General features: G+C 62.6%; 21 protein-coding genes and 1 tRNA gene. 11 read left to right on the forward strand and 11 right to left on the reverse strand.

What is annotated here, in order from left to right:
- Positions 1 to 5: 5 nt before the first annotated feature.
- The gene (rpoZ, locus tag ACJJV2_RS17535) at positions 6 to 257 is read right to left on the reverse strand and encodes a DNA-directed RNA polymerase subunit omega (RefSeq protein WP_043331755.1); all 252 of its coding nucleotides are present in this window, start codon (positions 255 to 257) and stop codon (positions 6 to 8) included.
- A 409-nt stretch (positions 258 to 666) separates the two neighbouring features.
- The gene (gene gmk, locus ACJJV2_RS17540; RefSeq protein ID WP_052384319.1) at positions 667 to 1,323 is read right to left on the reverse strand and encodes a guanylate kinase; all 657 of its coding nucleotides are present in this window, start codon (positions 1,321 to 1,323) and stop codon (positions 667 to 669) included.
- Positions 1,324 to 1,947: 624 nt separating this feature from the next.
- Between gmk and ACJJV2_RS17545 the strand changes: the two genes are divergently transcribed.
- Complete coding sequence (locus ACJJV2_RS17545) at positions 1,948 to 3,135, forward strand: MFS transporter (RefSeq protein WP_043331757.1); 1,188 nt, start codon at positions 1,948 to 1,950, stop codon at positions 3,133 to 3,135.
- Between the two features lie 137 nt (positions 3,136 to 3,272).
- On the opposite strand, the gene ACJJV2_RS17550 is transcribed toward ACJJV2_RS17545, so the two are convergent.
- Positions 3,273 to 4,310 (reverse strand): GlxA family transcriptional regulator, encoded by a 1,038-nt coding sequence (locus ACJJV2_RS17550; protein WP_043331759.1) that lies wholly within the window; start codon positions 4,308 to 4,310, stop codon positions 3,273 to 3,275.
- A gap of 265 nt (positions 4,311 to 4,575) precedes the next feature.
- On the opposite strand from ACJJV2_RS17550, the gene ACJJV2_RS17555 reads away from it, so the two are divergent.
- Together ACJJV2_RS17555 and ACJJV2_RS17560 are read left to right on the forward strand one after the other, a co-directional pair.
- Positions 4,576 to 6,231, forward strand: a complete 1,656-nt coding sequence (locus ACJJV2_RS17555) for a BCCT family transporter (RefSeq protein WP_405282390.1) — start codon at positions 4,576 to 4,578, stop codon at positions 6,229 to 6,231.
- 254 nt (positions 6,232 to 6,485) lie between these two features.
- Positions 6,486 to 8,066 carry a BCCT family transporter gene (locus ACJJV2_RS17560; RefSeq protein ID WP_153636711.1) on the forward strand — a complete coding sequence of 527 codons (1,581 nt, stop codon included), beginning with the start codon at positions 6,486 to 6,488 and terminating at the stop codon, positions 8,064 to 8,066.
- 96 nt (positions 8,067 to 8,162) lie between these two features.
- On the opposite strand, the gene ACJJV2_RS17565 is transcribed toward ACJJV2_RS17560, so the two are convergent.
- The 3 genes from ACJJV2_RS17565 to ACJJV2_RS17575 form a co-directional block, all read right to left on the reverse strand.
- A complete protein-coding gene (locus ACJJV2_RS17565; RefSeq protein WP_054556341.1) occupies positions 8,163 to 8,591 on the reverse strand; it encodes an organic hydroperoxide resistance protein in 429 nt (142 codons plus the stop codon).
- Between the two features lie 99 nt (positions 8,592 to 8,690).
- Positions 8,691 to 9,548, reverse strand: a complete 858-nt coding sequence (locus tag ACJJV2_RS17570; protein ID WP_405282393.1) for a DUF3883 domain-containing protein — start codon at positions 9,546 to 9,548, stop codon at positions 8,691 to 8,693.
- A gap of 24 nt (positions 9,549 to 9,572) precedes the next feature.
- The gene (locus tag ACJJV2_RS17575; RefSeq protein WP_405282395.1) at positions 9,573 to 10,436 is read right to left on the reverse strand and encodes a YicC/YloC family endoribonuclease; all 864 of its coding nucleotides are present in this window, start codon (positions 10,434 to 10,436) and stop codon (positions 9,573 to 9,575) included.
- A gap of 195 nt (positions 10,437 to 10,631) precedes the next feature.
- On the opposite strand from ACJJV2_RS17575, the gene rph reads away from it, so the two are divergent.
- Positions 10,632 to 11,378, forward strand: a complete 747-nt coding sequence (gene rph, locus ACJJV2_RS17580) for a ribonuclease PH (RefSeq protein ID WP_043331764.1) — start codon at positions 10,632 to 10,634, stop codon at positions 11,376 to 11,378.
- Between the two features lie 185 nt (positions 11,379 to 11,563).
- Here rph and ACJJV2_RS17585 read toward each other — a convergent pair whose 3' ends face one another.
- Positions 11,564 to 12,331, reverse strand: a complete 768-nt coding sequence (locus tag ACJJV2_RS17585) for an exodeoxyribonuclease III (RefSeq protein ID WP_043331765.1) — start codon at positions 12,329 to 12,331, stop codon at positions 11,564 to 11,566.
- A gap of 86 nt (positions 12,332 to 12,417) precedes the next feature.
- On the opposite strand from ACJJV2_RS17585, the gene pyrE reads away from it, so the two are divergent.
- The 4 genes from pyrE to rep all read left to right on the forward strand — a co-directional run bounded on the left by pyrE (position 12,418) and on the right by rep (position 16,507).
- On the forward strand, positions 12,418 to 13,092 hold the full coding sequence (gene pyrE / locus ACJJV2_RS17590; RefSeq protein ID WP_107335804.1) for an orotate phosphoribosyltransferase: 675 nt from the start codon (positions 12,418 to 12,420) through the stop codon (positions 13,090 to 13,092).
- A 55-nt stretch (positions 13,093 to 13,147) separates the two neighbouring features.
- A complete protein-coding gene (locus ACJJV2_RS17595) occupies positions 13,148 to 13,708 on the forward strand; it encodes a YfaZ family outer membrane protein (RefSeq protein WP_153636709.1) in 561 nt (186 codons plus the stop codon).
- 144 nt (positions 13,709 to 13,852) lie between these two features.
- Complete coding sequence (gene trmL / locus ACJJV2_RS17600; RefSeq protein WP_405282398.1) at positions 13,853 to 14,326, forward strand: tRNA (uridine(34)/cytosine(34)/5-carboxymethylaminomethyluridine(34)-2'-O)-methyltransferase TrmL; 474 nt, start codon at positions 13,853 to 13,855, stop codon at positions 14,324 to 14,326.
- A 99-nt stretch (positions 14,327 to 14,425) separates the two neighbouring features.
- Positions 14,426 to 16,507, forward strand: coding sequence for a DNA helicase Rep (gene rep, locus ACJJV2_RS17605; protein ID WP_043331771.1), 2,082 nt, complete (start codon positions 14,426 to 14,428; stop codon positions 16,505 to 16,507).
- Positions 16,508 to 16,537: 30 nt separating this feature from the next.
- Here rep and ACJJV2_RS17610 read toward each other — a convergent pair whose 3' ends face one another.
- Complete coding sequence (locus ACJJV2_RS17610; protein WP_405282401.1) at positions 16,538 to 17,032, reverse strand: c-type cytochrome; 495 nt, start codon at positions 17,030 to 17,032, stop codon at positions 16,538 to 16,540.
- A gap of 144 nt (positions 17,033 to 17,176) precedes the next feature.
- On the opposite strand from ACJJV2_RS17610, the gene ACJJV2_RS17615 reads away from it, so the two are divergent.
- Together ACJJV2_RS17615 and ACJJV2_RS17620 are read left to right on the forward strand one after the other, a co-directional pair.
- Positions 17,177 to 17,253: transfer RNA gene (locus ACJJV2_RS17615), tRNA-Arg, on the forward strand.
- A gap of 394 nt (positions 17,254 to 17,647) precedes the next feature.
- Positions 17,648 to 19,153, forward strand: a complete 1,506-nt coding sequence (locus tag ACJJV2_RS17620; protein ID WP_405282403.1) for a coniferyl aldehyde dehydrogenase — start codon at positions 17,648 to 17,650, stop codon at positions 19,151 to 19,153.
- A gap of 6 nt (positions 19,154 to 19,159) precedes the next feature.
- Here ACJJV2_RS17620 and rnk read toward each other — a convergent pair whose 3' ends face one another.
- The 3 genes from rnk to typA all read right to left on the reverse strand — a co-directional run bounded on the left by rnk (position 19,160) and on the right by typA (position 23,110).
- On the reverse strand, positions 19,160 to 19,573 hold the full coding sequence (gene rnk, locus ACJJV2_RS17625) for a nucleoside diphosphate kinase regulator (RefSeq protein ID WP_043331775.1): 414 nt from the start codon (positions 19,571 to 19,573) through the stop codon (positions 19,160 to 19,162).
- Between the two features lie 187 nt (positions 19,574 to 19,760).
- Positions 19,761 to 20,651, reverse strand: a complete 891-nt coding sequence (locus ACJJV2_RS17630; protein WP_215823616.1) for a WYL domain-containing protein — start codon at positions 20,649 to 20,651, stop codon at positions 19,761 to 19,763.
- 650 nt (positions 20,652 to 21,301) lie between these two features.
- Positions 21,302 to 23,110, reverse strand: coding sequence for a translational GTPase TypA (gene typA / locus ACJJV2_RS17635; protein WP_405282405.1), 1,809 nt, complete (start codon positions 23,108 to 23,110; stop codon positions 21,302 to 21,304).
- A gap of 640 nt (positions 23,111 to 23,750) precedes the next feature.
- Between typA and glnA the strand changes: the two genes are divergently transcribed.
- Positions 23,751 to 25,157, forward strand: coding sequence for a glutamate--ammonia ligase (glnA, locus tag ACJJV2_RS17640; protein WP_043335758.1), 1,407 nt, complete (start codon positions 23,751 to 23,753; stop codon positions 25,155 to 25,157).
- The last annotated feature ends 24 nt before the right edge of the window (positions 25,158 to 25,181 follow it).

Here is a 25,181-nt window from a genome sequence, read left to right on the forward strand (position 1 = left end):
TGGGCTCAGTCTTCGATCTGCGGCATTACCGGCTTGCGCTGGATCGGAGCTTCGACCGGCTCGTTCAGGATGTCACGACCGACCAGACCGGCCGCCACTTCGCGCAGGGCGAGGACGGTGGGCTTGTCATTTTCCCACGGCAGTTGGGCGTTGCGGCTGCCGCGTGACAGCTGACGGGCACGACGAGTGGAGATCATCACCAGCTGGAAGCGGTTGTCGACGTTCTCGAGGCAATCTTCTACGGTTACGCGAGCCATGGCGGTGCACCTATCAATAGCGGGATATTCGGGGTTCGCTGTCGGCGTGTAATCAGCGCAGAGTGCCGCGACCGCTAGGGGTCACTTACCCTGATCATCTGACAGTATCTCGCACACGACGCAAGCACAATGCCGCTGAGCCGGCCCGCCAGGGGCGAGACGGCTCAGCGGCCAATGATTCTGAAAGGGAATCGAGTCTACTCGACGCCGTTGTTGCATGACAAGTCAGGCGCGATCAACTCCTTCGCCTGGCGCGTCTGTCGGCGGCGTACGCGACCACAGCGCGCATGATCAGGACGAAAGCCGGCAAGTCCTGCCCGACTGTCAGGCTGTCCGAGCGGCTCTCTGCACTGCTGACCGAACGGCTGACTAAACGTCTGAGCGAGCAGCGGGATTCCCGCCGCCGTCATCAGTCGGCCAGCAGGGAATCGAGCAGTGCCGCGTGGCGATGCTGCACGCGCGGCAGACGCGCACGCTGGGCATTGACGAGTCCACACAGCTCGTCGAGGGCCTGCTCGAAGTCATCATTGATGACGATCAGGTCGTATTCGTCGTAGTGGGACATCTCGCTGACCGCATCGCGCATGCGACGCGCGATCACGTCCTCGCCATCGGTACCGCGACCGGACAGACGCTCGAGCAGCGCTTCACGCGACGGCGGCAGGATGAAGATGGAGACGGCTTCCGGCACCTGGGCGCGCACTTGCTGGGCGCCTTGCCAATCAATCTCGAGGATGACGTCCTCGCCCTTGCTCAGGCGAGCTTCGACCGCCGGACGCGAGGTGCCATAGAAGTTGTCGAAGACCTGGGCGTGCTCGAAGAAGTCGCCCTGCTCGATCATGGTCTTGAAGTGATCGACATCCACGAAGTGGTAGTTGACGGCATCCTGCTCGCCCGGGCGCTGGCCGCGGGTGGTGTGCGAGACGGACACGCCGATACCGTCCATGCGCTCCAGCAGTGCCTTGACCAGGGTGGTCTTGCCGGCGCCGGACGGCGCGGAAATGATGTAGAGCGTGCCACGTGCGTTGCTGGCCGCCGAGGAAGATGCTGAAGAAGTCGAAGACATGGAAGTGATCCGCTTGCTGTCGCTGAATCGCGGCATTATCGCATAATCCACCCCGCTTCCGCTGCACGCGCGCATGACAGTCCCGTGATGCAATGTTGCAGCTCGGGCATCACAGTTGTCGTCGCGAAGTGGCTGGGTTGGCGTGGCGTTATCTGCAACAATGGTCGTATATTTCAGTTATCACTCAAGCGTCGGCCAGTTCTCGCGTCAGCCAGTTCTCGCGCCGGCCTGGGGTCTTGAAGGGACACAGGGTTTGCCGCCGCCTCGCCACGCTGGCCTGAGCTTGCGCACTCCCGTGATTCCCATCGCGCCTTGCCAGACGAGGTTCGTGAACTTTGCTTCGCAAGCCGCGTACGTAAATCGCGTGCATACATCGATAGAGCAGCGGCAGACGTGCCGCAGGCCTCCGCCAGAGAGGCCGCGCACGAGCGCATTACCCGTTACCTGTCCCGCGCGCCATTCATTCCCGCCTTCCGGCTGATGATGAATGGCGCGCGGTCTTTTGCCCTGCGTAGCGCCAGCCATGCGCGGGCAATGTCAGCCGTGGTCTGCCCCTGACAGTGGCGCCACGGCTGAGTACGGCCACGGGTGATACCCCCTTTTCAAGTTTCAGGAGACCCGGACATGTCTGCCTCCCCCGTTGCGCGCCATCCGCGCATCGCCGAACTGGCGCTGGCGCTCGGTGCCTTTGCCATTGGCACTACCGAATTCGTGATCATGGGCCTGATGCCCAACATCGCGGCGGACTTCAATGTGTCCTCGCAGCAGGTCGGCTACGCCATCAGTGCCTATGCGATGGGCGTGGTGGTCGGTGCGCCCCTGATATCGGCGCTGGGCGCGCGCCTGCCGCGGCGTGGCCTGCTGATCGGCCTGATGCTGCTGTTCGCGGTCAGCAACGTGGCCAGCCTGCTGGCACCGTCGCTGACCAGCTTTGCCGCGCTGCGCTTCATCGCCGGCCTGCCGCATGGTGTCTATCTGGGCGTCGCGGCCCTGGTGGCGGCGGATGCTGCCCCCGCCGGCGAGCGCGGGCGGGCCGTCGGTCGCGTGATGATGGGCCTGACGGTGGCGATTCTGATCGGGGCGCCAGCGGCGACCTGGTTCGGCAGCCTGTTCGGTTGGCATTCCGCCTTCCTCGTCGTCGGCCTGCTGGCGCTGGCCACGGCGGTGCTGGTGCGTGGCTTCGTGCCCTATCAGGCCGGCAATCAGGACGCGACCCCGCTCACCGAGCTGGCTGCGCTGATCAAGCCGCGGGTACTCTATACCCTCGGCATCGCCTGTATTGGTTTCGGTGGCATGTTCAGTGTCTACAGCTATGCGGTGGAGACGCTCAACGTCCAGGCCGGGCTGTCCCAGAACCTGGTGCCGATGGTGCTGGCCGTCTTCGGGGTAGGCACCATAATCGGCAACCTGATCGGTAGCCGTGCCGCGGACATCGACCTGATGCGCACCATCCCTGCCGTGCTGATCTGGAGCGCGCTGGTGCAGGGCGGCTTCTACTTCGCCGCCGATGGTGTCTGGAGCGGCATCCTGTTCGTCGGGCTGGTCGGTACCGGTATCGGGCTGGCACCGGCGCTGCAGATGCGCCTGATGGATGTGGCGGAAGACGCCCAGACCATGGCGGCGACGCTCAATCATGCGGCCTTCAACATCGCCAATGCGCTGGGCGCCTGGTGTGGCGGCATGGCCTTCGCCTATGGCCCGTCGCATTCCTCTATCGGCCTGGTCGGGGTGGCGATGGCCATCGCGGGCTTGATCGTCTTCCTGCTCGGTCAGCGTCATGAGCGCCGCGAGCTGCAGACGGCTTCTGCCTGATGTGAGCCTGAAGCGAGGCAAGAAAGCCCCGTGAGCACAAGCCGCAATGAAAGAACGCCGCCCTTCGGGGCGGCGTCTTGCGTTTCAGTGGCGGAAAGTCTGTGGAGCGGCGCCGGCACGTCAGCAACGGGGCAGCGTCAGCGCTGCTGACGTGCGCGCGTCGGCGACATGCCGAAGTAATCGCGGAAGCAGTGGCTGAAGTGGGTGGTGCTGACGAAGCCACAGGCCACGGTGACCTCGGTGATGCTGGCGTTGCCCTGTGTCAGCAGCTGGCGTGCCCGGGTCAGGCGCAGCTCCAGATAGTAGCGCGAGGGCGTGGTATCCAGATGGCGGGTGAACAGGCGCTCGATCTGGCGGCGTGACAGCGTCACGCAGTGCGAGATCTCGCTCATGCTCAAAGGCTCCTCGAGGTTGTTGCTCATCAGCTCGAGGATGGTGCGCAGTGCCTCCGGGTGCTGGCTGTCCGGCGCGGGCAGCGTCTGGTCCGGGTGCCAGGGGCTGGGCGTCGCGGGGCGCTCGCAGGCGAGGATTTCCTCGACACTGCGCGCCAGGTCATCGCCGTGACGCTGGCGCATGGCTTCCAGCATCATGTTCAGCGCGCTGCCGGCATTGGTGCAGCTGAAGCGCGCCGCTTCCACCACCAGCGGGGCACGCGACAGCTCCAGCTGGGGGAATGACTCGCTGAACAGCGCTGCATTCTCGGGATGGATGGTGCAGCGATGGCCCGCCATCACGCCGGCGGCCGCCAGAAAGTAGCTGCCATTCCACAGGCTGCCGAGGCGACAGCCCTGGTGGTCGGCTCGCCGCAAGACCTCGCTCAGCAAGGGAATCTCGTCCAGCTGCACCCGGTAGCCGCCACACACGATGATCATGTCGATCTGCGCCTGCCCCAGCGACTCGAGCCCGGCGCTGGCCATGATGTCGATGCCCAGATCACTGCGTACGCTGCCCGCCGTCACCCCGAAGGTGTGAATGCGATAGAAGGGGATATCGCGGAGCAGATTGGCCGTGACCAGCACATCGAGGGCGCTGGTGAAGGCGGGCATCGAGAAGTGCTCCAGTAAAATGAAGGCGACATTGAGCGGTGCGCTCTGGGCACAGGTCACGTCCTTGAGCAGATGCTGGTTGCGACGCTTCATCGCGGGGGTGAAGTCGCGGCGACGGGGCGAGGTCATGGCTTGCGTTCGTTGCAGGGGCCGCGAGCGGCAGTGGATCGAAGGCTACCGGCAGGGCGGTCACCGTGTGACTCCATCCTCGCAGCTGCGCGCTCCCGCGGCGAGCCTCTCGCTGGCGGTTACGGGGTGGCAGGCATGTAATGAGGCTGTTGGCTTGATGATACGTCGCGTTACATGGGTGTAAAAACAATCACTTGTGTCATATTCGGCGCTTTCTCGCCTGTTAGACTGCCCCGTCACTCAGATCATGCCCCGAGGCTGACTAATGACGGATACCACCCGGACTGCCTTGTCCGGCTCCGCAACCCAAGCAGCTCCCCTTTCCGATCACGCCGCATCTCTTGCTGATCACACCACATCCTCTCCCGATCAAGCCGCAGCACTTCCTGATTCCGAGCCCACAGCGCTCAACAGCTCTCGCAGTCTGGACTGGCCGGTCTTCCTCCTCAGTGGAGGCGTGATGGCGCTGTTCGTCGCCGCCGCGCTTATCGACCTGGACGGCGTGTCGGCCCTGATCAATCACGCCTTCGACTTCTCGACCACCTACTTCGGTGCCTATTGGCAGGGCTTGATGATCGTGACCTTCCTCGTCGCCGTCGGCATGACCTTCGGGCGCACAGGGCGCGTGGTCTTGGGCGGATTGTCGACGCCTGACATCTCCACGCCGCGCTGGATGGCGACCATTCTGTGCACCCTGCTGGCCGGTGGTGGCGTGTTCTGGGCCGCCGCAGAGCCCATCGCGCACTTCGCCTCGCCGCCGCCCGTCTTCGGGCCGGAGGCACCGGTCGGCAATCTCGATGCGGCCTACAATGCGCTGGCGCAGAGCTTCATGCACTGGGGCTTTCTCGGCTGGGCGGTGCTGGGCAGCCTGACGGGTGTCGTCTTCATGCACCTGCACTATGAGAAGGGCTTGCCGCTCAAGCCGCGCACCTTGCTCTATCCGTTGCTCGGAGAAAGCGTGATGCGTGGGCCGATCGGCGCGCTGGTCGATGCCTGCTGCGTACTGGCCGTCATCGCGGGCACCGTGGGGCCGGTCGGGTTCCTCGGTATCCAGGTCAGTTACGGGCTCAATGCGCTGTTCGGCATTCCCGATACCTACGCGACGCAATTGGTGCTGCTGGCCATCCTGACCCTCGTCTACACCCTGTCCGCCGTCAGTGGCGTGATGCGCGGCATCCAGTTCCTGAGCAGTGCCAACGTGCTGATCGGCGGCGCGATGCTGTTCTTCATCGTGCTCTTCGGGCCGACCGAATTCCTGCTCAAGGCCTTCCCGCTGGGCATGGTCGACTACCTGGACAATATCGTGCCGATGGCGGTCTTCCGCGGCGACAGCGGCTGGCTGGATAGCTGGACGCTGTTCTTCTGGGGCTGGTTCATCGGCTTCGGCCCGCTGATGGCGATGCTGGTCGCGCGTATCTCGCGGGGGCGCACCCTGCGTCAGATGGTGCTGTTGATCACCATCCTGTCGCCGCTCGCGACCTGTGTCTGGTTCACCATTCTCGGCGGCAGCGGCCTGGCCTTCGAGCTGGAAAACCCCGGCAGCGTCTCCGGCCCGTTCAGCGGCTTCAATCTGTCGGCGGCCTTGATCGCCATCACTCAGCAGCTGCCGTTCGGCTTCATCATGTCGGTGCTGTTCCTGATTCTGTCGGCGCTGTTCGTGGCCACGACCGGGGATTCGATGACCTACGCCATCTCGATGGTGATGAGCGGTCACGACAACCCGCCACGCAGCGTGCGTGTGTTCTGGAGCCTCATCATGGGGGTCGTGGCGGCGATCCTGATCTCGATGGGCAATGGCGGCATCAATGCGCTGCAATCCTTCATCGTGGTGACCGCGGTGCCTGTCTCGCTGGTGCTGTTGCCCAGTCTGTGGAATGCCCCACGTATCGCGCGGCAGATGGCGCGTGAGCAAGGGTTGTAACTGGCTGATGTGAAAAAGGCCGCCCACTCGGGCGGCCTTTGCATGTCGTCATGCACGGATCAGCCTGGCATGGCCGCAAGATGGCAGCCGAGGGAGGTCATGAGTTGTTATCACCGATGCCCGGATGTAAAACGGCTGTAGGCTTGGTGATACGTCGCGTTACATAGGTGTAAAAACAACGGCTTGTGTCATAGTTCAGCGTTTTACGGCTGATACACTGCACCGTCACTCAGATCATGCCCAGAGGCTGACTAATGACGGATTCTTCCCGGACTGTTTCGTCCGGCTCCGCCACACCGGTAAATCCCCCCGCTGAACCCGCCCACACCCCGCAAGGTATCGACTGGCCCGTCTTCATCATCAGTGGTGGCGTATTGGCAGTGTTTGCCATCGCCGCACTGGTGGATCTCGACGCTGTCTCCGCGCTCATCCAGAGTGCCTTCGGTGTCTCGACCCAATACTTCGGTGCCTACTGGCAAGCGTTGATGCTGGCGACCTTCGTCATCGCCATCGTGCTGACCATCGGCCGTACCGGACGGGTGCGCATGGGCGGGCTGGCGGCGCCGGATATCTCGACGCTGCGCTGGATGGCCATCATCCTGTGCACGTTGCTGGCGGGTGGTGGTGTCTTCTGGGCAGCGGCAGAGCCGATCGCTCACTTCACCTCGCCGCCGCCGGTGTTCGGCGCGGACGCCCCGACAGGCAACGCCGATGCCGCCTACAACGCGCTGGCGCAGAGCTTCATGCACTGGGGCTTTCTGGCCTGGGCGATGCTCGGCAGCCTGACCGGCATCATCTTCATGTACCTGCACTACGAGAAGGGCCTGCCGCTCAAGCCGCGCACGCTGCTCTATCCGCTGTTCGGCGACCGCGTCATGCGTGGCCCCATCGGTGCGCTGGTCGATGCCTGCTGCGTGCTGGCAGTGGTGGCCGGTACCGTCGGCCCCATCGGCTTTCTCGGTCTGCAGGTCAGCTATGGCCTCAATGCGCTGTTCGGCATTCCCGACACCTACGCAACCCAGCTCACGCTGCTGCTCGTGCTGACCGTCATCTACACCCTGTCCGCTGTCAGCGGCGTGACCCGTGGCATCCAGTTCCTGAGCAGCACCAACGTCCTGCTCGGCGGCGCGCTGCTGCTGTTCATCCTGATCATGGGCCCGACCGGCTTCCTGCTCGAAGCCTTCCCGCAGGGCCTGGTGCGCTACGTCGGTGACTTCGTCGCCATGTCTTCCTTCCGGGGTGACGATGGCTGGCTGAATGGCTGGACGCTGTTCTTCTGGGGCTGGTTCATCGGCTATGGCCCGCTGATGGCGATGTTCGTCGCGCGTATCTCGCGTGGCCGCACCCTGCGTCAGATGGTGCTGTTGATCGCGGTCATCTCGCCACTGGTCACCTGCCTGTGGTTCACCATCATCGGTGGCAGCGGTCTGGCCTTCGAGCTGAGCAACCCGGGCAGCGTCTCCGGCCCGTTCACCGGCTTCAATCTGCCGGCAGCGCTGATCGCCATCACCCAGCAACTGCCGTTCGGCTTCACCATCTCGGTGCTGTTCCTGGTGCTCACCACGCTGTTCGTCGCCACCACCGGTGACTCGATGACCTACGCGGTCTCGATGGTGATGAGCGGCCACGACAATCCGCCGCGCGGCGTGCGCGTGTTCTGGAGCCTGATGATGGGCGTGGTCGCGGCGCTGCTGATCTCGATGGGCGATGGCGGCATCAACGCGCTGCAATCCTTCATCGTCGTCACCGCCGTGCCGGTGTCGCTGATTCTGCTGCCCAGCCTGTGGAACGCTCCGCTGATTGCCCGCCGCATGGCGCGCGAGCAGGGCGTCTGATCGACTCACACGCTTGCAAGCAACGAGCGTCTCGCACCATCAAAAACGCCGCCCCGAGGGGCGGCGTTTTCGTGTCTGGCGATCAGTCGTCAGTCATCAGACGCTGACGTTCAGCGTCACATCGATGTTGCCACGCGTCGCGTTGGAGTACGGGCACACCTGATGCGCCTTCTCGACCAGCGCATCCGCTTCGGCCTTGTCCATGCCCGGCAGGCTGATATCCAGCGCCACCTCGATACCGAAACCGGCCGGAATCTGGCCGATGCCCACCTTGCCGGTGATCTCCAGGCCTTCTGGCAGCGTCACGCCGTCAGTGCTGGCCACGTGCTTCATGGCACCGATGAAGCAGGCAGAGTAACCCGCCGCGAACAGCTGCTCCGGGTTGGTACCTTCACCGCCACCACCGCCCAACTCCTTCGGCGTGCTCAGGGTGACATCCAGCGCCCCATCGGAAGAACGCGACTTGCCCTCACGACCCCCAGTGGTAGTGGCTTCTGCACGGTACAGCACTTGTTCGATAGACATGCCTGGCTCCTTGAGCGGAAAAGCCCTCAGTCGAGGGGTGGAAACAAGATGGCGCCTGTCGGGCAGAGTTTCAATTGCTGAGGGACGGGTGCCAGATATTCACAGCAGGTGCGCGCGATAGCTTTGCGGATTGAGCGTCAATTGCGGGTAGAGGTCGCCCCTCAAGCAGTACATGTTGGGCTGGGTTAAGAAGCTAAAGATGCGGAAAAGATGGTAGTGCTCAGGATTGGCTTGCGAGCACTTGAGTTCATTTGGCGTGATGAAAAAAGCGCACTCTTTGGCAAATGCCGTCGTCTTCACCTCGATCCAACGCTCTCGTCCATTCGCATCAAAGGACAGGACGTCATAGCCCAAGCCATCGCCCTGGGTTTCCGCCACATGCTCGACCTTCTCGGCCAGCGATGTGTGGCCTTCTTTTCTGAGGCGCATCTTCTCAAAGGCCACCACAAAGCGTTCGCCGGCACTCCCCAGTGCATGGTTGCGGGCTTCTCGCGCCAGGTAGTCGCGCTTAACCGGCGTGGGCGTCGCGTAACCCTGCTTGGCTTCTTGCACGCTGGTCTGAGGTGCCTTGGATTGCGGTGGCGTGACAATGATGGAGGTATCTTTGGGGGCCGGCGCATCAATGACCGGCCGGTCTGCTGCATTGCGTGCTGCCTGATCGAATAGCTCAGTACGCAGTAGGTGGCGCTCAACAACATCGACCAGCATGCCCTGATAGTTACTCATCGGCTTGTAGCCGTTGATATAGGGGCAGTCGGCATCGCGCAGCACGGCACTGATATTTTGGTGCTTAAATTCGATAGAAGCCTTTGAGCGATTATTTAATTTCTCGGTAAGCTCACGATTGTGGTCCGTTTTCACGTAATGCTGGCCGCAAAGTTCTGCAACCAGCATCTTCTTGTACGTTTCGACAATCGCTGCGACTTCTTCACCACTCCATGGTTCGGGTCTGCTCATCCGGCTAACTCCTTTGGCGGGATATCACTCGATATTCTGAATCTGCTCGCGCATCTGTTCGATCAGCACCTTGAGCTCGACGGCGCAGCGGGTGGTGTCGGCGACGACGGACTTGGAGGAGAGGGTGTTGGCTTCGCGGTTGAGTTCCTGCATCAGGAAGTCGAGGCGGCGGCCGATGGGGCCCTTTTGGGTGAGCTGGCGACGGACTTCGCCGACGTGGGTGTCGAGGCGGTCGAGCTCTTCGTCGACGTCGGCCTTCTGGGCCATCAGGGTCAGTTCGGCTTCCAGGCGTTGCGGGTCGAGGGTGGCGCGGACTTCTTCGAGACGAGCGAGCAGGTTCTCGCGCTGACGGGCGAGGATGTCCGGCATCAGGCGGCGGACTTCGGCGACGTGGGTGTTGACGCCATCGAGACGTGCGCTGATCAGCTCGGCGAGGCGTTCGCCTTCGCGGGCGCGGCCTTCGATGTGCTCGTCCAGCGCGCGCTTGAACAGGCTGAGGGCATCGGCCTTGATGCGCTCTTGATCGGCGCCTTCGCGTACCAGCACGCCGGGGTAGTCGAGCAGGGCGAGGCGTGAGGGCTGCGGGGCGTCCGGGCAGTGCTGGCCGACTTCGGCGAGCACGCGGCTGAGTTCACCCAGGCGTCTGGCATCGACGGCGAGGCTGTCGGCACCGGCTTCGGCGTCAAAGCGCAGCGAGAGTTCGACCTTGCCGCGGTTGAGGCGCTTGCGCAGGCCTTCGCGGAAGGCGCTTTCGAGTTCGCGCAGGCTGTCGGGCAGGCGGAAGTGCGGTTCGAGATAGCGCTGGTTCACCGAGCGCAGCTCCAGCGTCAGGGTGCCGTAGTCGGCTTCATGGGTCTGGCGGCTGAAGGCGGTCATGCTGTGGACCATGACGTGCTCCTTGTCGGTTGGCTGTCAGAAGAGGGGCGGCGCGTGAGCGACCGCGCTGATAGCCTGAAGTGTACGCGTGCCGCTCTTGAGCGCCCAGTGATCAGGAGCCGGTCTGGCCCGCGCGGCGCGAAGGTCGTCGCCCGTGGCTGCGGCGTGTAGACTCTGGCCTCCCGAATACTGCAACAAGGAATCCCCATGAGCGAAGCCAACGTGACCCGTCCCAGTGGCCGTACCCCGGAGCAGCCGCGCGAGATCCGCCTGACCCGTGAGTTCACTCGTCACGCCGAGGGTTCGGTGCTGGTGGAGTTCGGGGAGACCCGCGTGCTGTGCACCGCCTCTGTCGTGGCGGGCGTACCGCGCTGGCTGCGTGGTTCCGGCAAGGGCTGGCTGACCGCCGAGTACGGCATGCTGCCGCGTGCGACCCATACCCGTAATGATCGTGAGGCGGCGCGTGGCAAGCAGGGTGGCCGCACGGTGGAGATCCAGCGTCTGATCGGCCGTGCGCTGCGCGCCGCGGTAGATCTCAAGAAACTGGGCGAATACACCATCACCATCGATTGCGATGTACTCCAGGCCGATGGTGGCACGCGTACCGCGGCGATCACCGGTGGCTGTGTGGCACTGGTCGATGCGCTGCAGGGCCTGCAGCGTGAGCGCAAGATCAAGACCGACCCGCTGGTGAGTCTGGTCAGCGCCGTGTCGGTCGGCATCTACAAGGGTGTCCCGGTCACCGATCTCGACTACCCGGAAGACAGCAAGGCCGATACCGACATGAATGTCGTGATGGCCGAAGGCAAGGGGCTGATCGAGGTGCAGGGCACGGCCGAAGGCGCGGCCTTCGATCGCGCCGAGCTCAATGCCCTGCTGGATCTCGCCGAGCGTACCGGTGAGCAGCTGTTCGCCGCGCAGCGCGCCGCACTCGGCATGCCGGCCGACGCCTGAGCCCTGCGGCACGGCCGCTATGCCATGAGTGCCATGTCATGAGCGCTGCGTCATGAGCGCTTGATGCCAGACAGAAAACGCCCCCACCGCTTGCGCGATGGGGGCGTTTTCGTCAGTGCCCGAAGGCACATCATGCGACTGGCAGGGTGGCCCGAGGCCGAACGCTCAAGGGGTGACAGCGTGCATCACAGCTCGAGGTCGTACTCGACGATGACCGGTGCGAACTCGCTGAAGGTGGCATCGGTGTCGATCCAGGCGTCCTTGATATGACGACGCAGGTTCGGGTCGATGACCTGATAGTCGAGGCGCCAGCCTTCCTGACGGGCGCGCGGCTGGTCACTGTCCAGCGCTGGCCACCAGGAGTACTGGTCGGCATCGCGATTGACTTCGCGGAAGGCGTCGATGAAGCCGATCGGGCCGAAGACCTGATCCATCCATGCGCGTTCTTCCGGCTTGAAGCCCGGCGTCATCTGATTGTCGGACCAGTTGGCGAGGTCGACAGTCTTGTGGGCCACATGCCAGGTGCCGCAGATCATGTAATCACGACGCTTGCGGCGCAGCTTGCTGAGGTATTCCTGATACTGCTCCATGAAGGCGCCCTTGGCAGCCGGATCACTTCCGTCAGGCATCAGGAAAGAGCAGATGCTGAAGCGGTCGTAATCGGCCTGCAGGTAGCGGCCTTCGTTATCGCACTGCTCGAAGCCCAGTCCATACATGATGGCCTTGGGAATCTGGCGGCAATAGAGGCCAACCCCTGAGAAGCCGTCTTTTTCGGCGTCCAGGAAGTAGCCTTCGTACCCTTCCGGGTAGAGGATGCTGTCGTCGAGCTCGAAGCTCTTGGCCTTGAGGTTCTGGATGCAGACGACGTCGGCGTCCTGACTGGCAAGCCAGTCGAGGAAGCCGCGGCTGACCGCTTCTCGAATACCATTGACGTTAACTGTAGCGATTTTCATACGTGGTCCCTGGTTCGTCGCGCCTGTATGATACCCGAGCTTTAGACGATTTGGTAAATGGCTAACGAATTCAAAGGTGATATCGGATGCAGGACTACCAGCGGGAGTTCATTGAGTTTGCCATCGAGCAGGACGTGCTGCGGTTTGGCGAGTTTACGCTCAAGTCCGGGCGGGTGAGCCCCTACTTCTTCAATGCTGGTCTATTCCGCTCCGGACAGGCCCTGGCACGTCTGGGACGCTTCTATGCGCGTGCCATCGTCGAATCAGGCCTGGAGGCCGATGTGCTGTTCGGCCCGGCGTACAAGGGTATCCCGCTGGGTGCCGTGACGGCCGTGGCGCTGGCTGATCATCATGATCGTGACATGCCGTTCACCTTCAATCGCAAGGAAGCCAAGACCCACGGTGAAGGGGGCTCGTTGGTCGGCGCGCCCCTCGAAGGCCGCGTGATGATCATCGACGATGTCATCACCGCCGGCACCGCCATCGGCGAAGTGATGGAGATCATCCACGCCGAGAGTGCCAAGGCGGCGGGCGTCGTGATCGCACTGGACCGTCAGGAGCGCGCTCCCGATGGTCAGGGAGGCCTGAAGGCGAACAGCGCCATTCAGGAAGTGGAGGCACGTTTCTCCATGCCCGTGGTCAGTATCGTGACGCTCGACCAGGTGCTCGAATATCTGGAACAATACGCACAGCAGGAACTGTCTGGGCATGCGGTCGCGATTCGCGACTACCGTGCGCAATACGGTCTCCAGGGCGCCTGAGAGCGTTCATGACCCGCGCAGCATTACCTTCCCAGTCACGTACAGAGGTGCATACATGACAGCTCACCGTAACATTCTCGGCCTTTCGGCAGCCATCCTCGCTGCCAGTCTGTCCGCCCCGGCCATGGCCGGCAACGCTGACCTCAACCTGAATAGTGAAGCCGTTCAGGGCGAAATCAATGGCGAGATCGGCAATGGCGTCCAGCTCGGCGGCGGTATCCTGTCCAGCGATGACCACGACGACGTCACGGCCGGTCACGTCCAGCTGCTGGGCACCGAGCGCACCAGCGAATACGACGTGGGCCTCGGCGCACGCTGGAGCCAGTACGACACCGACCACGGTGACGGCGGCGGTCTGGGCCTCGGCGGCTACGGCTACTACTACCTGCCGGGCGCACCGCGTGTCTCGCTGGGTGGCTACGGCTACGTGACCCCGGACGTCGCGACCAGCAACGACCTCGAGCACAGCTACGAATACGGCCTGCGCGCACGGTATCAGGTCATCGACAACGTCGAAGGCTATGTCGGCTACCGCAAGGTGAAGGCCGACTTCGAGAACCGTGACGAACGCACGCTGGATTCCGGCCCGCTGGTCGGCATGCGTCTGCAGTTCTGAGGCGGGTTCTCGGCAACGCGTGCTCCGCGTGAGTCACGCATTGCGGTAAGATGGCGGGCCCTTCGGGGCCCGCTTTGCGTTGTCATGGCCAGGTGAGCATCGCCGGCCAGCCCCCTGTTTTCGCCTTCTGCCGCGAGTCTGCTCATGCTCGATATCGTGCTCTATCAGCCCGAGATTCCGCCCAATACCGGCAACATCATCCGGCTGTGTGCCAATACCGGTTACCGCCTGCATCTGATCGAGCCGTTGGGGTTCGAGCTGGACGACAAGCGCCTGCGCCGTGCCGGTCTCGATTATCATGAGTGGGCACGTGTGCAGCGCCATGCCAGTCTCGATGACTTCGTGGCGAGCGTGAAACCTTCGCGGGTCTTCGCGCTCTCGACGCGTGGGCGCACCGCGCCGCACGAGGCCAGCTTCCAGGCCGGTGATGCGCTGGTGTTCGGCCCCGAGACACGCGGTCTGCCACAGGCGATGCTCGACAGCCTGCCCCGCGAGCAGGTGTTGCGCCTGCCGATGCTGGCCGACAGCCGCAGCATGAACCTGTCGAATGCCGTCGCCGTGGTCGTCTATGAAAGCTGGCGTCAGCTCGATTTCGCCGGCGCCATAACGCTCGACTGATCGGCTAGCCCTCGATTGATCGGCCAGCCCTCGATTGACCGACCATCGCCCGCGTGAGATGCATTTCCGCTCCCTTTCTTCGCCCAGCAGGACACCGTGATGACCGAGATCCGTGATCGCCTCGCCAAGCTCAACCCCCGCCAGCAGGAAGCCGTGCGCGCCATCGATGGCCCCTGTCTGGTGCTGGCCGGTGCCGGATCAGGCAAGACCAGCGTGATCACGACCAAGATCGCCTATCTGGTGCAGGAATGCGGCATGAAGGCACGCAACATCGCCGCCGTGACCTTCACCAACAAGGCGGCGCGCGAGATGAAGGAGCGTGTCGGCAAGATGCTCAAGGGTCGCGAGGGCCACGGGCTGATCGTCTCGACCTTCCACACCCTCGGCCTGACCATCATCCGCGGCGAGCTGAAGACACTGGGCTACAAGCCGGGCTTCTCGCTGTTCGATACCGATGATGCCAAGGTGTTGATCAAGGAGCTGATGCACAAGGAAGCCGACACCGACGCCGAGCAGATCAACGCGGTGCAGAGCCAGATTTCCACCTGGAAGAATGACCTGATCCTGCCCGGGGCGGCGCTGTCGCATGCCGAGGACGAAGACGCCCAGTACGCCGCGGTGATCTACGAGGCCTACAACCGGCATCTCAAGGCCTACAACGCGGTCGACTTCGATGATCTGATCCTGCTGCCGGTGGTGCTGTTCCGTGATCACCCCGAGGTGCTGGCGCGCTGGCAGCGGCGCATCCACTACATGCTGGTCGATGAGTATCAGGACACCAACATCAGCCAGTACCTGCTGGTGAAGATGCTGATGCAGGAGCGCCAGACCTTCACGGTGGTGGGCGATGATGACCAGTCGATCTACGCCTGGCGTGGCGCACGCCCCGAGAACCTCGTCACCCTCGGTGAGGACTTCCCGCGCCTGAACCTGATCAAGCTGGAGCAGAACTATCGCTCCACCGGCATCATCCTGCGCGCGGCGAACACCCTGATCGCCAACAATCCCCACGTCTACGACAAGACGCTGTGGTCGCAGATGGGCGATGGCGACCCGATCCGCATCATCATGAATCGCAACGAAGAGGCCGAGGCCGAGCGCGTGGCGGGCGAGATCCTCACGCGGCGCATCAAGGAAGGCGCCGAATGGCGTGACTTCGCGGTGCTCTATCGCGGCAACTTCCAGGCGCGCCTGCTGGAGCTGAAGCTGCAGCACTACCAGATTCCCTACAAGCTCTCTGGCGGCACCTCCTTCTTCGGGCGCAACGAGATCAAGGACGCGATGGCCTACCTGCGTCTGTTGATCAATCCGGCGGACGACAACGCCTTCCTGCGTATCGTCAACGTGCCGCGGCGTGAAGTCGGGCCGGGCACGCTGGAGAAGCTGGCCAACTACGCCACCGGCCGTGGCGTGTCGCTCTACGCCGCCTGCAGCGAGATGGGCCTGCGCGAGCAGCTGAGCGAGCGTGCGCTGGACCGCCTCGGCCGCTTCACCCATACGCTGGACCGCGTGCGCCGCGAGATGGACGCTGGCCAGTCGATCAGCGCGATCCGCGAGCTGTTCCGCGAGGTGGATTACGAAGGCTGGCTGTATCAGAACGCCAGTGCGCCCAAGATCGCCGAGCGGCGCATGGCCAACGTCTGGATCCTGGTCGATCAGCTCGAGAAGTCGATCAGCGGCAATCCGCAGGAAGAGGTGGAGGAGCTGGAAGGTAGCGAGGCGATGATCGGCGATACCGAGACCGGCGATGTCGCGGCGGCCATTTCACGCCTGGTGCTGCGCGACATTCTCGAGCAGCAGGCCGAGGAAGATGACTCCGACCGCGTGCAGCTGCTGACGCTGCATGCCTCCAAGGGCCTGGAGTTTCCTCATGTCTACGTGCTGGGGCTGGAGGAAGACCTGCTGCCGCACCGCAACTCCATCGAGATGGAAACAGTGGAGGAGGAGCGCCGCCTCGCCTACGTGGGCATCACTCGTGCCCGCCGTACATTGGTGCTGACGCTGGCGCGCCAGCGCAAGACCTACGGCGAGATGATGGACTGCGTGCCAAGCCGCTTCCTGGATGAGCTGCCGCCGGAAGACCTCGAGTGGGAAGGGCGGGCCGACAAGCCGCAGGATCAGGAGAAGAAAGTGGCCCGCGGGCGGGATGCCATCGCGGGCCTGCGTTCGCTGCTGGGCTGATGTCTACTGTCGGGTACTGTGCGCTGAGACTCAGCGCACGGAGTCGAGCAGGTAATCCACCGCGGCCTTCACTTCCTCATCGGAAAGCGCCGGGTTGCCGCCCTTGGCCGGCATGGCATTGAAGCCTTCGATGGCGTGGGTGTAGAGCGTCTCGTCGCCCTTGGAGAGACGGCCTTCCCAGTCGCCGGCCTCGCCCAGGCGCGGGGCACCTGCGGCGCCAGTCGTGTGACAGGCCATGCAGATGCCACCGTAGACCTTCTCGCCGTCTATCGCGCTGGCGGCACTGGCTTGCCCACCATCGCCGCTGTCCGCCGGCTGAGAACTCGCTGCCGAGCCATCACCGGCGCAGGCATCGCCCTTCACGCATAGCTCGCCCACCGGCTTGAGTCGCTCGGCAATCGCCTCGCGGGAGTTGTCTGCGGCCTGTGTGGACGCGCTGACAAGCACGCTGAACAGCATCGCGCTCAATGAGAGTGACAGGGAAGAGCGCTTGAGGAGAAAAGCGGCTGGCCGGCGAGCTTGCATGGCGTGCACCTTTTGGGGCTGTGTATCGAGCCAGTATAGCGCTCGCCGGAGGCGCAGCAACCGCGTGGCTGGCGGGATATCTCGACATCGTAGAATCAAGACGTTACCATAAGCGCGCCTCGGTTCACTGCAACCTTGGCATGCGCGCCCATAGCTCAGCTGGATAGAGTACTGCCCTCCGAAGGCAGGGGTCGCAGGTTCAAATCCTGCTGGGCGCGCCAACGAATTCCCGTCACCGGCGCCATCGCCGGTCGACACTCGAAAAGCCCTCGTACCTCACGGTGCGGGGGCTTTTTGCATTGCGGCGTACGGCAGCGGCGCAGGCGACTTTCTTTGACGTCATCAAACGAGTGTTCTAAAACGGGATGTGCCACGCCGGCGGTTCTCCGCGCGCCGGTCGCTACCGCCTGGTACGCCATACTCGTGGCTGTCTGCCTTCGCTGCTGGCTTCGCCGGCCCTCACTGGATGTTCTCATGACGACTGCCGCCCCTGTTGATCCTGCTTCGCCTGAATCTGCTGTCTCGTCTGCTGCCTCGCCTGCTGTCTCGTCTGCTGCCTCGCCTGCTGGCTCGTCTAATGAGACCAGCGAGGCTGCTACCCGGGAAATCACGCGCATGCAGGCGCTGCTGGAAGACCAGCGCGCCGCCTACGGCCTGTCGCCGATGCCCAGCGCCGACGACCGCCTGACCTGGCTGACTTCGCTGCGTGATGCGCTCAAGTCACACGAAGAGGCCTTGATCGCGGCGATCAGCGCCGATTTCGGTCACCGCAGCGCCCATGAGACGCGTCTGGCCGAACTGGTACCGAGCTACGAAGGCATTCGTCATGCACGCCGTCACCTGAAGGGCTGGATGAAGCCCTCCAAGCGCCATGTCAGCGCTGCCTTCCAGCCGGCCTCTGCGCGCGTCGTCTATCAGCCGCTGGGCGTAGTCGGCATCATCGTGCCCTGGAACTATCCCCTCTATCTGGCGATCGGCCCCTTGATCAGCGCCCTGAGTGCCGGCAATCGGGTGATGATCAAGATGAGCGAGTTCACCCCCGAGACCGCCGAGGCGCTGCGCGTGATGCTGCTCGATGCCTTCGATGAGGTGCAGGTGGCCGTGGTGATCGGTGAGGCCGATGTGGCGGCGGCCTTCTCGGCCTTGCCCTTCGACCACCTGCTGTTCACCGGCAGCACGGCGGTCGGCAAGCATGTGATGCGCGCCGCGGCGGACAACCTGACCCCCGTGACGCTGGAGCTGGGCGGCAAGTCGCCGGTGATCATGTCGCGTGAGCTGATGGCGGATGAGGCGCAGCGTCGTGAAGCGGCCGGGCGGCTGGCCTTCGGCAAGGGCATGAACGCCGGCCAGACCTGCGTCGCGCCGGACTATGTGCTGTGCAGTGACGACCAGGTCCCGCTGCTGGTCACGGCGCTGGGCGAGGCCTTCCAGCGCTTCTATCCGCGCTTCTGCGAGACGCAGGACTATTCTCGCATCATCAATCAGCGTCAGTACCAGCGCTTGCGAGAGGTGCTCGAGGACGCCCTGGCGAAGGGCGCGATACTCAGGCCTCTGGTCGATAGCCCCGACTGGAATGACCCCGAGCTGGTCGAGAAGCGTCTGATGCCGCCGCTGGCGTTGCTCGATGTGACGGATGAGATGCGCGTGATGCAGGAAGAAATCTTCGGCCCGCTGCTGCCGATCGTCGGCCTGGCGGACCCGGGGGCAGCGGATGAGGCGGAGGGCGAGACGAGTGTGAAGGGCAAGTTGCTGGAGGCACCGGCGGACACGCTGTCCGTCGCGATGGCCTATGTGAACGCTCGGCCCCGGCCGCTGGCGCTTTATTACTTCGGCCACGACAAGCACGAACAGCAGCGGGTCACCGAAGGCACCCATGCGGGCGGAATGTGTCTGAACGACACCCTGCTGCATGTGGCGCAGGATGACATGCCGTTCGGCGGTATCGGGCCATCCGGGATGGGCCATTACCATGGCAAGGAAGGCTTCCAGACGCTCAGCAAGGCCAAGGGAATCTTCGCCAAGGGGCGCATGAATGGCGCGCGACTGATGTATCCGCCCTATGCCGACGGGCCGACAGCGCGCGCCATCCATGGTCTTATCCGCCGCCTGCTGATGCGCTAGGCGCTGTCAGCGGTGCAGGTCGCCGGCGCTTTCCGGCTGGTAATGCAGCGCCTCGATACGCACCTCATGCAGGCTGCCATCCGGCAGCCGCCATTCGATGAGGCTGCCGACCTTGAGGCCGAGCAGGGCAGCCCCCAGTGGCGCCAGCACCGACAGGCCATCCTGCTGGTCGGGCAGCGCATGCGGATAGACCAGCGTGCGCACCAGAGTCTGCTGGCGGGTCAGGTCCGTGAACTCCACGCGGCTGTTCATGCTGACGATATCGGCGGGCACCTCGTGAGGCTCGACGACCTCGCCGCGCTCCAGCTCATCCTCAAGCTGTTCTGCCACCTGGCGGTCGGCGGCGGCAACGCGATCAATCAGGCGCTCGAGGCGTTCGGCGTCCAGACGATTGATGATGATCGAGGGAAGTGTGGCCATGAGACCTCCTGTCAGTCGTGGTGTCAGCCCCTTGCGAGCAAGGCCTTGCTGGACACCAAAAAAACAGCCCTCCGCCGGGAAGGGCGAAGGACTGTGTGCAGAAGTCATCATATAAACTTCGCTCGGCGATGGATAGCCCATTCAGGCAACTGAGGTCAGCGCGAGGGCAGACCCGCTCACTCCCGCGTCAGGCGCTGGAGCTGACGAACAGCCAGTCAGTGATCTCGTCGCGATTGAGCACGACCAGCTGCTGGGCGCGCGGAGACTCTTCCAGATGGTCCGGATTGATGCCCAGCTCGCGCAGGACGTACTGCACCAGGGCGCCGCGTGTCGGCAGGTGCAGCTCGCCATCCACCATGCCGTGGTCCTGCTCTATCAGGCCGCACTCGGCGGGCGTCAGGCGCGGATCGGCGCCCAGCTTCAAGGTGACTCGCGTCTCCCAGCCTTCATCGCACTCGCGCTGGCTGCCCTCGAGGGCTTCACCGAACAGCTCCGGTACCGCGCGGAATCGAGACAGCACGAAGTCACGAAAAGCCCGGTTCTTCTCGCAGAAGGCGCGCACATGCCAGCGGCCAGCGGCGTAGACCAGCGTATGCGGACACAGGATGCGCTCCTCCCCCTGGGGGGAGTTGAGAGAGGCATAGGTCACCTCGAGACGCGCGCCCTGACTGGCGGCTTCGATCAAGGCCCTGACCACCGGCGGACTGGCGCTGCGTGACGGCAGGCGCAGGGCCTCGGTATTTGCCTGGCCTAGCCCCAACCCGGTGAAATGCGGATTCAGATTGTCGTGATTGCCCAGCAATTGCAGGTATTCATCGACCTCACCCCGCGTCAGCATGGGGCAGAAATTCGCCGACGGACGGTAGCCCTTGATGACGGGGTCATACTCGAGATTGTTCTCGGCGACCGTCTCGCGGTAGGTCTTCATGACGCGCGAGGCTTGCTGTCTGGCGATACCGAAGGCGTTGCCCAGATGACGCGAAGTGACTCGCCCCTCCCACAAGGCGATGATCTCGATCAGGCGGTAACGCGCCAGCGTGTCCCATGGCAGGACTTCGAGGCGTTGCTTGATGCTCATTGCTGAATCCTTTCATACGGGTCTTCTGGAGCGTATTCGTGACGCATTGCACACACCTGGCTTGGCAATGACGACACATGGCGAGTGCTCACGAGGATCGGTAAGAGGACCCTGCTCCGGGTGGCGTGTGGCGAACAAGTCTTCGTTAACTGCAGGATATGCATAAAGAAAGCTCCGGCAGAAGATACCTGCTCCGTTGCGTTGACCCTAGTGACTGCGCATCGACGTCTCGTTTTTGCGTCGTTCAAACGCGACGCATCATTAGAATTCGACGATTTATCCTCGCTCGATGACGTGTAATTGCGCCCTATAAAGAAATAAAGGCATCATGTTGCGCGTCGGCATCGGCCGCTTATGAGATGCTCTGAATGAATATGCTATATGCGCAACACTAATATGCCTCATATAACCCTCATTTAAGTGTTAGAGATGCCTCAGGCCAAGGTATCGCGCAAAGTTCTCTTATTCTGCGAGCCCTAATAGCGACGCACTTCCTGCAATGACATTCATAAGTATTAGAGAGATGGTCATGCTGCCCTTTGCGGCAACAGCGAAAAGTGCTCAAACGCAAAAGACCCGCCGAGTTGGCGGGTCTTTTGCGTTTGAGCACGATGCCCCCTGCCATCAGGCAGGGGGCAGGCTGGGCCAGCTTACTTGCTGGCGCGCTTGCGCTCGTTCTCTTTCAGGTACTTCTTGCGGATACGGATGTGCAGCGGAGTGACTTCCACCAGCTCATCGGAATCCAGAAACTCGATCGCCTGCTCCAGGGTGAAGCGAATCGGCGGCGTCAGCACGATGTTTTCATCGTTGCCGGTAGAACGCATGTTATCGAGCTTCTTGGCCTTGGTCGGGTTCACGACCAGGTCGTTGGCGCGGTTGTGGATACCGACCAGCATGCCTTCATAGACTTCGGTACCGTGACCGATGATCAGCTTGCCACGTTCCTGCAGGGTGTACAGGGCGTAGGACAGCGCCTTGCCCGGCACCATGGAAATCATGACGCCGTTGCGACGCTCGACGCCTGCGCCTTCCTTCAGATCACCGTAGTGATCGAAGCGGCTGGTCAGGATGCCGGTGCCGGAGGTCAGGGTCAGGAACTGACCACGGAAGCCGATCAGACCGCGAGACGGGATGATGAAGTCCAGACGCACACGACCCTTGCCATCCGGGTTCATGTTGGTCAGCTCGCCCTTGCGGTAGCCCAGCTCTTCCATGATGGAGCCCTGGTGCTGCTCTTCACAGTCGATGATGACTTCTTCGTACGGTTCCTGCTTCTGACCGTCGATGACCTTGATGATCACTTCCGGACGGCCCACGGCCAGCTCGAAGCCTTCACGACGCATGGATTCGATCAGAACAGAGAGGTGAAGCTCACCACGACCGGAGACGACGAACTTCTCCGGAGTCTCGCCCTGTTCGACGCGCAGTGCGACGTTGTGGATCAGTTCCTGGTCCAGACGCTCACGGATGTTGCGGCTGGTGACGAACTTGCCGTCCTGACCGGCGAACGGAGAGTCATTGACCTGGAAGGTCATGGAGACGGTCGGCTCATCGACGGTCAGCGGCGGCAGCGCCTCGACAGTGGCGGTGTCGCAGATGGTGTCGGAGATCGCGAGGTTCTCGATACCGGTGATGCAGACGATATCGCCGGCAGTCGCCTTGTCGGTCTGCACGCGGTCCAGACCCATGTGAGTCATGACCTGGCCGATCTTGCCCTTACGGACAGCGCCTTCCTTGGTGATGATGGAAACCTGCTGACCCGGGCTGACGGCGCCGCGCTTGATGCGACCCAGACCGATGACACCGACGTAGCTGTTGTAGTCCAGTGCTGAGATCTGCATCTGGAACGGACCGTCCAGCTCGACCTTCGGCGGCTCGACGATGTCGACGATGGACTGGAACATCGGGTCCATGGTGTCTTTCAGGTCTTCCGGATCCATACCGGCAATGCCGTTGAGGGCAGAGCAGTAGATGATCGGGAAGTCGAGCTGCTCGTCAGTCGCGCCCAGGTTGTCGAACAGATCGAAGATCTGGTCAACGACCCAGTCAGGACGAGAGCCCGGACGGTCGATCTTGTTGACGACGACGATCGGCTTCAGGCCCTGGGCGAATGCCTTCTGGGTCACGAAGCGAGTCTGCGGCATCGGGCCATCGACGGCATCGACCAGCAGCAGCACGGAATCGACCATGGACATCACGCGCTCGACTTCGCCACCGAAGTCAGCGTGCCCAGGGGTATCCACGATGTTGATGTGGTAGTCGTTCCACTGGATCGCGGTGTTCTTCGCGAGAATGGTGATGCCGCGCTCTTTTTCCTGGTCGTTGGAATCCATGATGCGTTCCTGACCCTCGGCCTTGCGGTCCAGGGTGCCAGACTGACTCAGGAGCTTGTCGACCAGGGTAGTTTTACCGTGGTCAACGTGGGCGATGATGGCTATGTTGCGAAGTTTCTCGATCACGACGGGAACCTGTGCGGAAAATGGGCGCTCGCGTACCGGGCGCTTGTGATTTGGGGCGCATTATAGGGGGCATGGCATGCCTCCTGCCAGCATCGTGCATTCACGAGGCGAGTCAGCGAGTGCCTTCAATTGGCCTGAAGTGCCCAAATGGTTGTCTCTCAAGTCTTTTCCGCGCCCTTGTCGCGGATGAAAAAAACTTGTGAGTCGAGGCAAACATGAGGATGAAAGAAAGAAATGACCGCAATGTGATGCTGACGTGATCATCGGGTGTGAGCGGAGAAATCCCGGGATTCAGCGGTTTGCACCAATGTGGAGCAATGGCGTTTTTTGGTGCACTCAAATGATGAATCTGCACTGCGCGGCAAGAATTTTTGCACCTTGTCGGCCCATCTTTGGTCGGGTTTTCGTGCTGCATGCATGAAGATGGTGATGTTTTTTTTAGCATATTCATGATCTTACTGAAATGAGCGATGCGGCGTGCGCCATTCTGGCACGCTCGCTGCATTGTTAGAGCATCCTGTCTGATGGCTGGCATAACGACGCCGACCATGAGAGAAAAGGCTTACAAAATAGAGCAATAACCCCAGACAACGCTGACACCAACTGTAACCAGAGCCGCCGGCTCCATCGGAGAATTACCATGGCTGAGAAGACACTTGCCCTGATTGAAGAACACGAAGTCAAGTGGGTTGATCTGCGCTTCACCGACACCAAGGGCAAGGAGCAGCACGTCTCCATCCCGGCGCGTACAGTGGATGAGGAATTCTTCGAGAACGGCCAGATGTTCGATGGTTCCTCCATCGAAGGTTGGAAGGGCATCAACGAATCCGACATGATCCTAATGCCGGACGACGGCACTGCCTTCCTCGACCCGTTCACCGAAGACACCACCCTGGTGCTGCGCTGCGACGTCATCGAGCCGGCCACCATGCAGGGCTATGAGCGCGACCCGCGTTCCGTCGCCAAGCGTGCCGAGGAATTCCTGAAGTCCACCGGTCTGGGCGACACCGCCTTCTTCGGTCCGGAGCCGGAATTCTTCATCTTCGACGAAGTGCACTGGAAGAACGAGATGAACGGTTCCATGTTCAAGATCTCTTCCGAAGAAGGTGCCTGGGCGACCGATTCCACGCCGGAAGGCGGCAACCTGGGTCACCGTCCGCGTCTGAAGGGCGGCTACTTCCCGGTCCCGCCGATCGACAGCTTCCACGATATCCGTGCTGCCATGTGCAACACCCTGGAAGCCATCGGTCAGGAAGTCGAAGTTCACCACCACGAAGTGGCGAACGCCGGCCAGAACGAGATCGGCGTCAAGTTCAACACCCTGGTCAAGAAGGCCGATGAGGTTCAGGAACTCAAGTACGTGATCCACAACGTGGCTCACGCCTACGGCAAGTCCGCGACCTTCATGCCCAAGCCGCTGGTCGGTGACAACGGTTCCGGCATGCACGTTCACCAGTCCTTCTGGAAGGATGGCGACAACCAGTTCGCCGGTGACGAGTACGCGGGTCTGTCCGAAATGGCCCTCTACTACATTGGCGGCATCATCAAGCACGCTCGTGCCCTGAACGCCTTCACCAATGCGTCCACCAACTCCTACAAGCGTCTGGTGCCGGGCTTCGAAGCGCCGGTCATGCTGGCCTACTCTGCCCGCAACCGTTCCGCTTCCATCCGTATCCCGTACACCGCCAGCCCGAAAGGCAAGCGTGTCGAGGCGCGTTTCCCGGATCCGACGGCCAACCCGTACCTGGCGTTCTCCGCGATGCTGATGGCCGGTATCGACGGTATCAAGAACAAGATCCACCCGGGCGACGCGATGGACAAGAACCTCTACGACCTGCCGGCCGAAGAAGCCAAGTCCATCCCGACCGTGGCCGAGAGCCTCGAACAGGCCCTGACCGCGCTGGACGGCGATCGTGAGTTCCTGACCCAGGGCGGCGTCTTCACCGACGACATGATCGATGCCTACCTCGAGCTGAAGGGCGAAGACGTCCAGCGCCTGCGCATGGCGACTCACCCGCTCGAATTCGACATGTACTACAGCGTCTAAGTACTGCAACGCCTAAGTACAGCA

Origin of the sequence: Cobetia sp. Ld8, from assembly GCF_045066615.1 — a bacterium.
Classification (GTDB): Bacteria; Pseudomonadota; Gammaproteobacteria; order Pseudomonadales; family Halomonadaceae; genus Cobetia; species Cobetia amphilecti.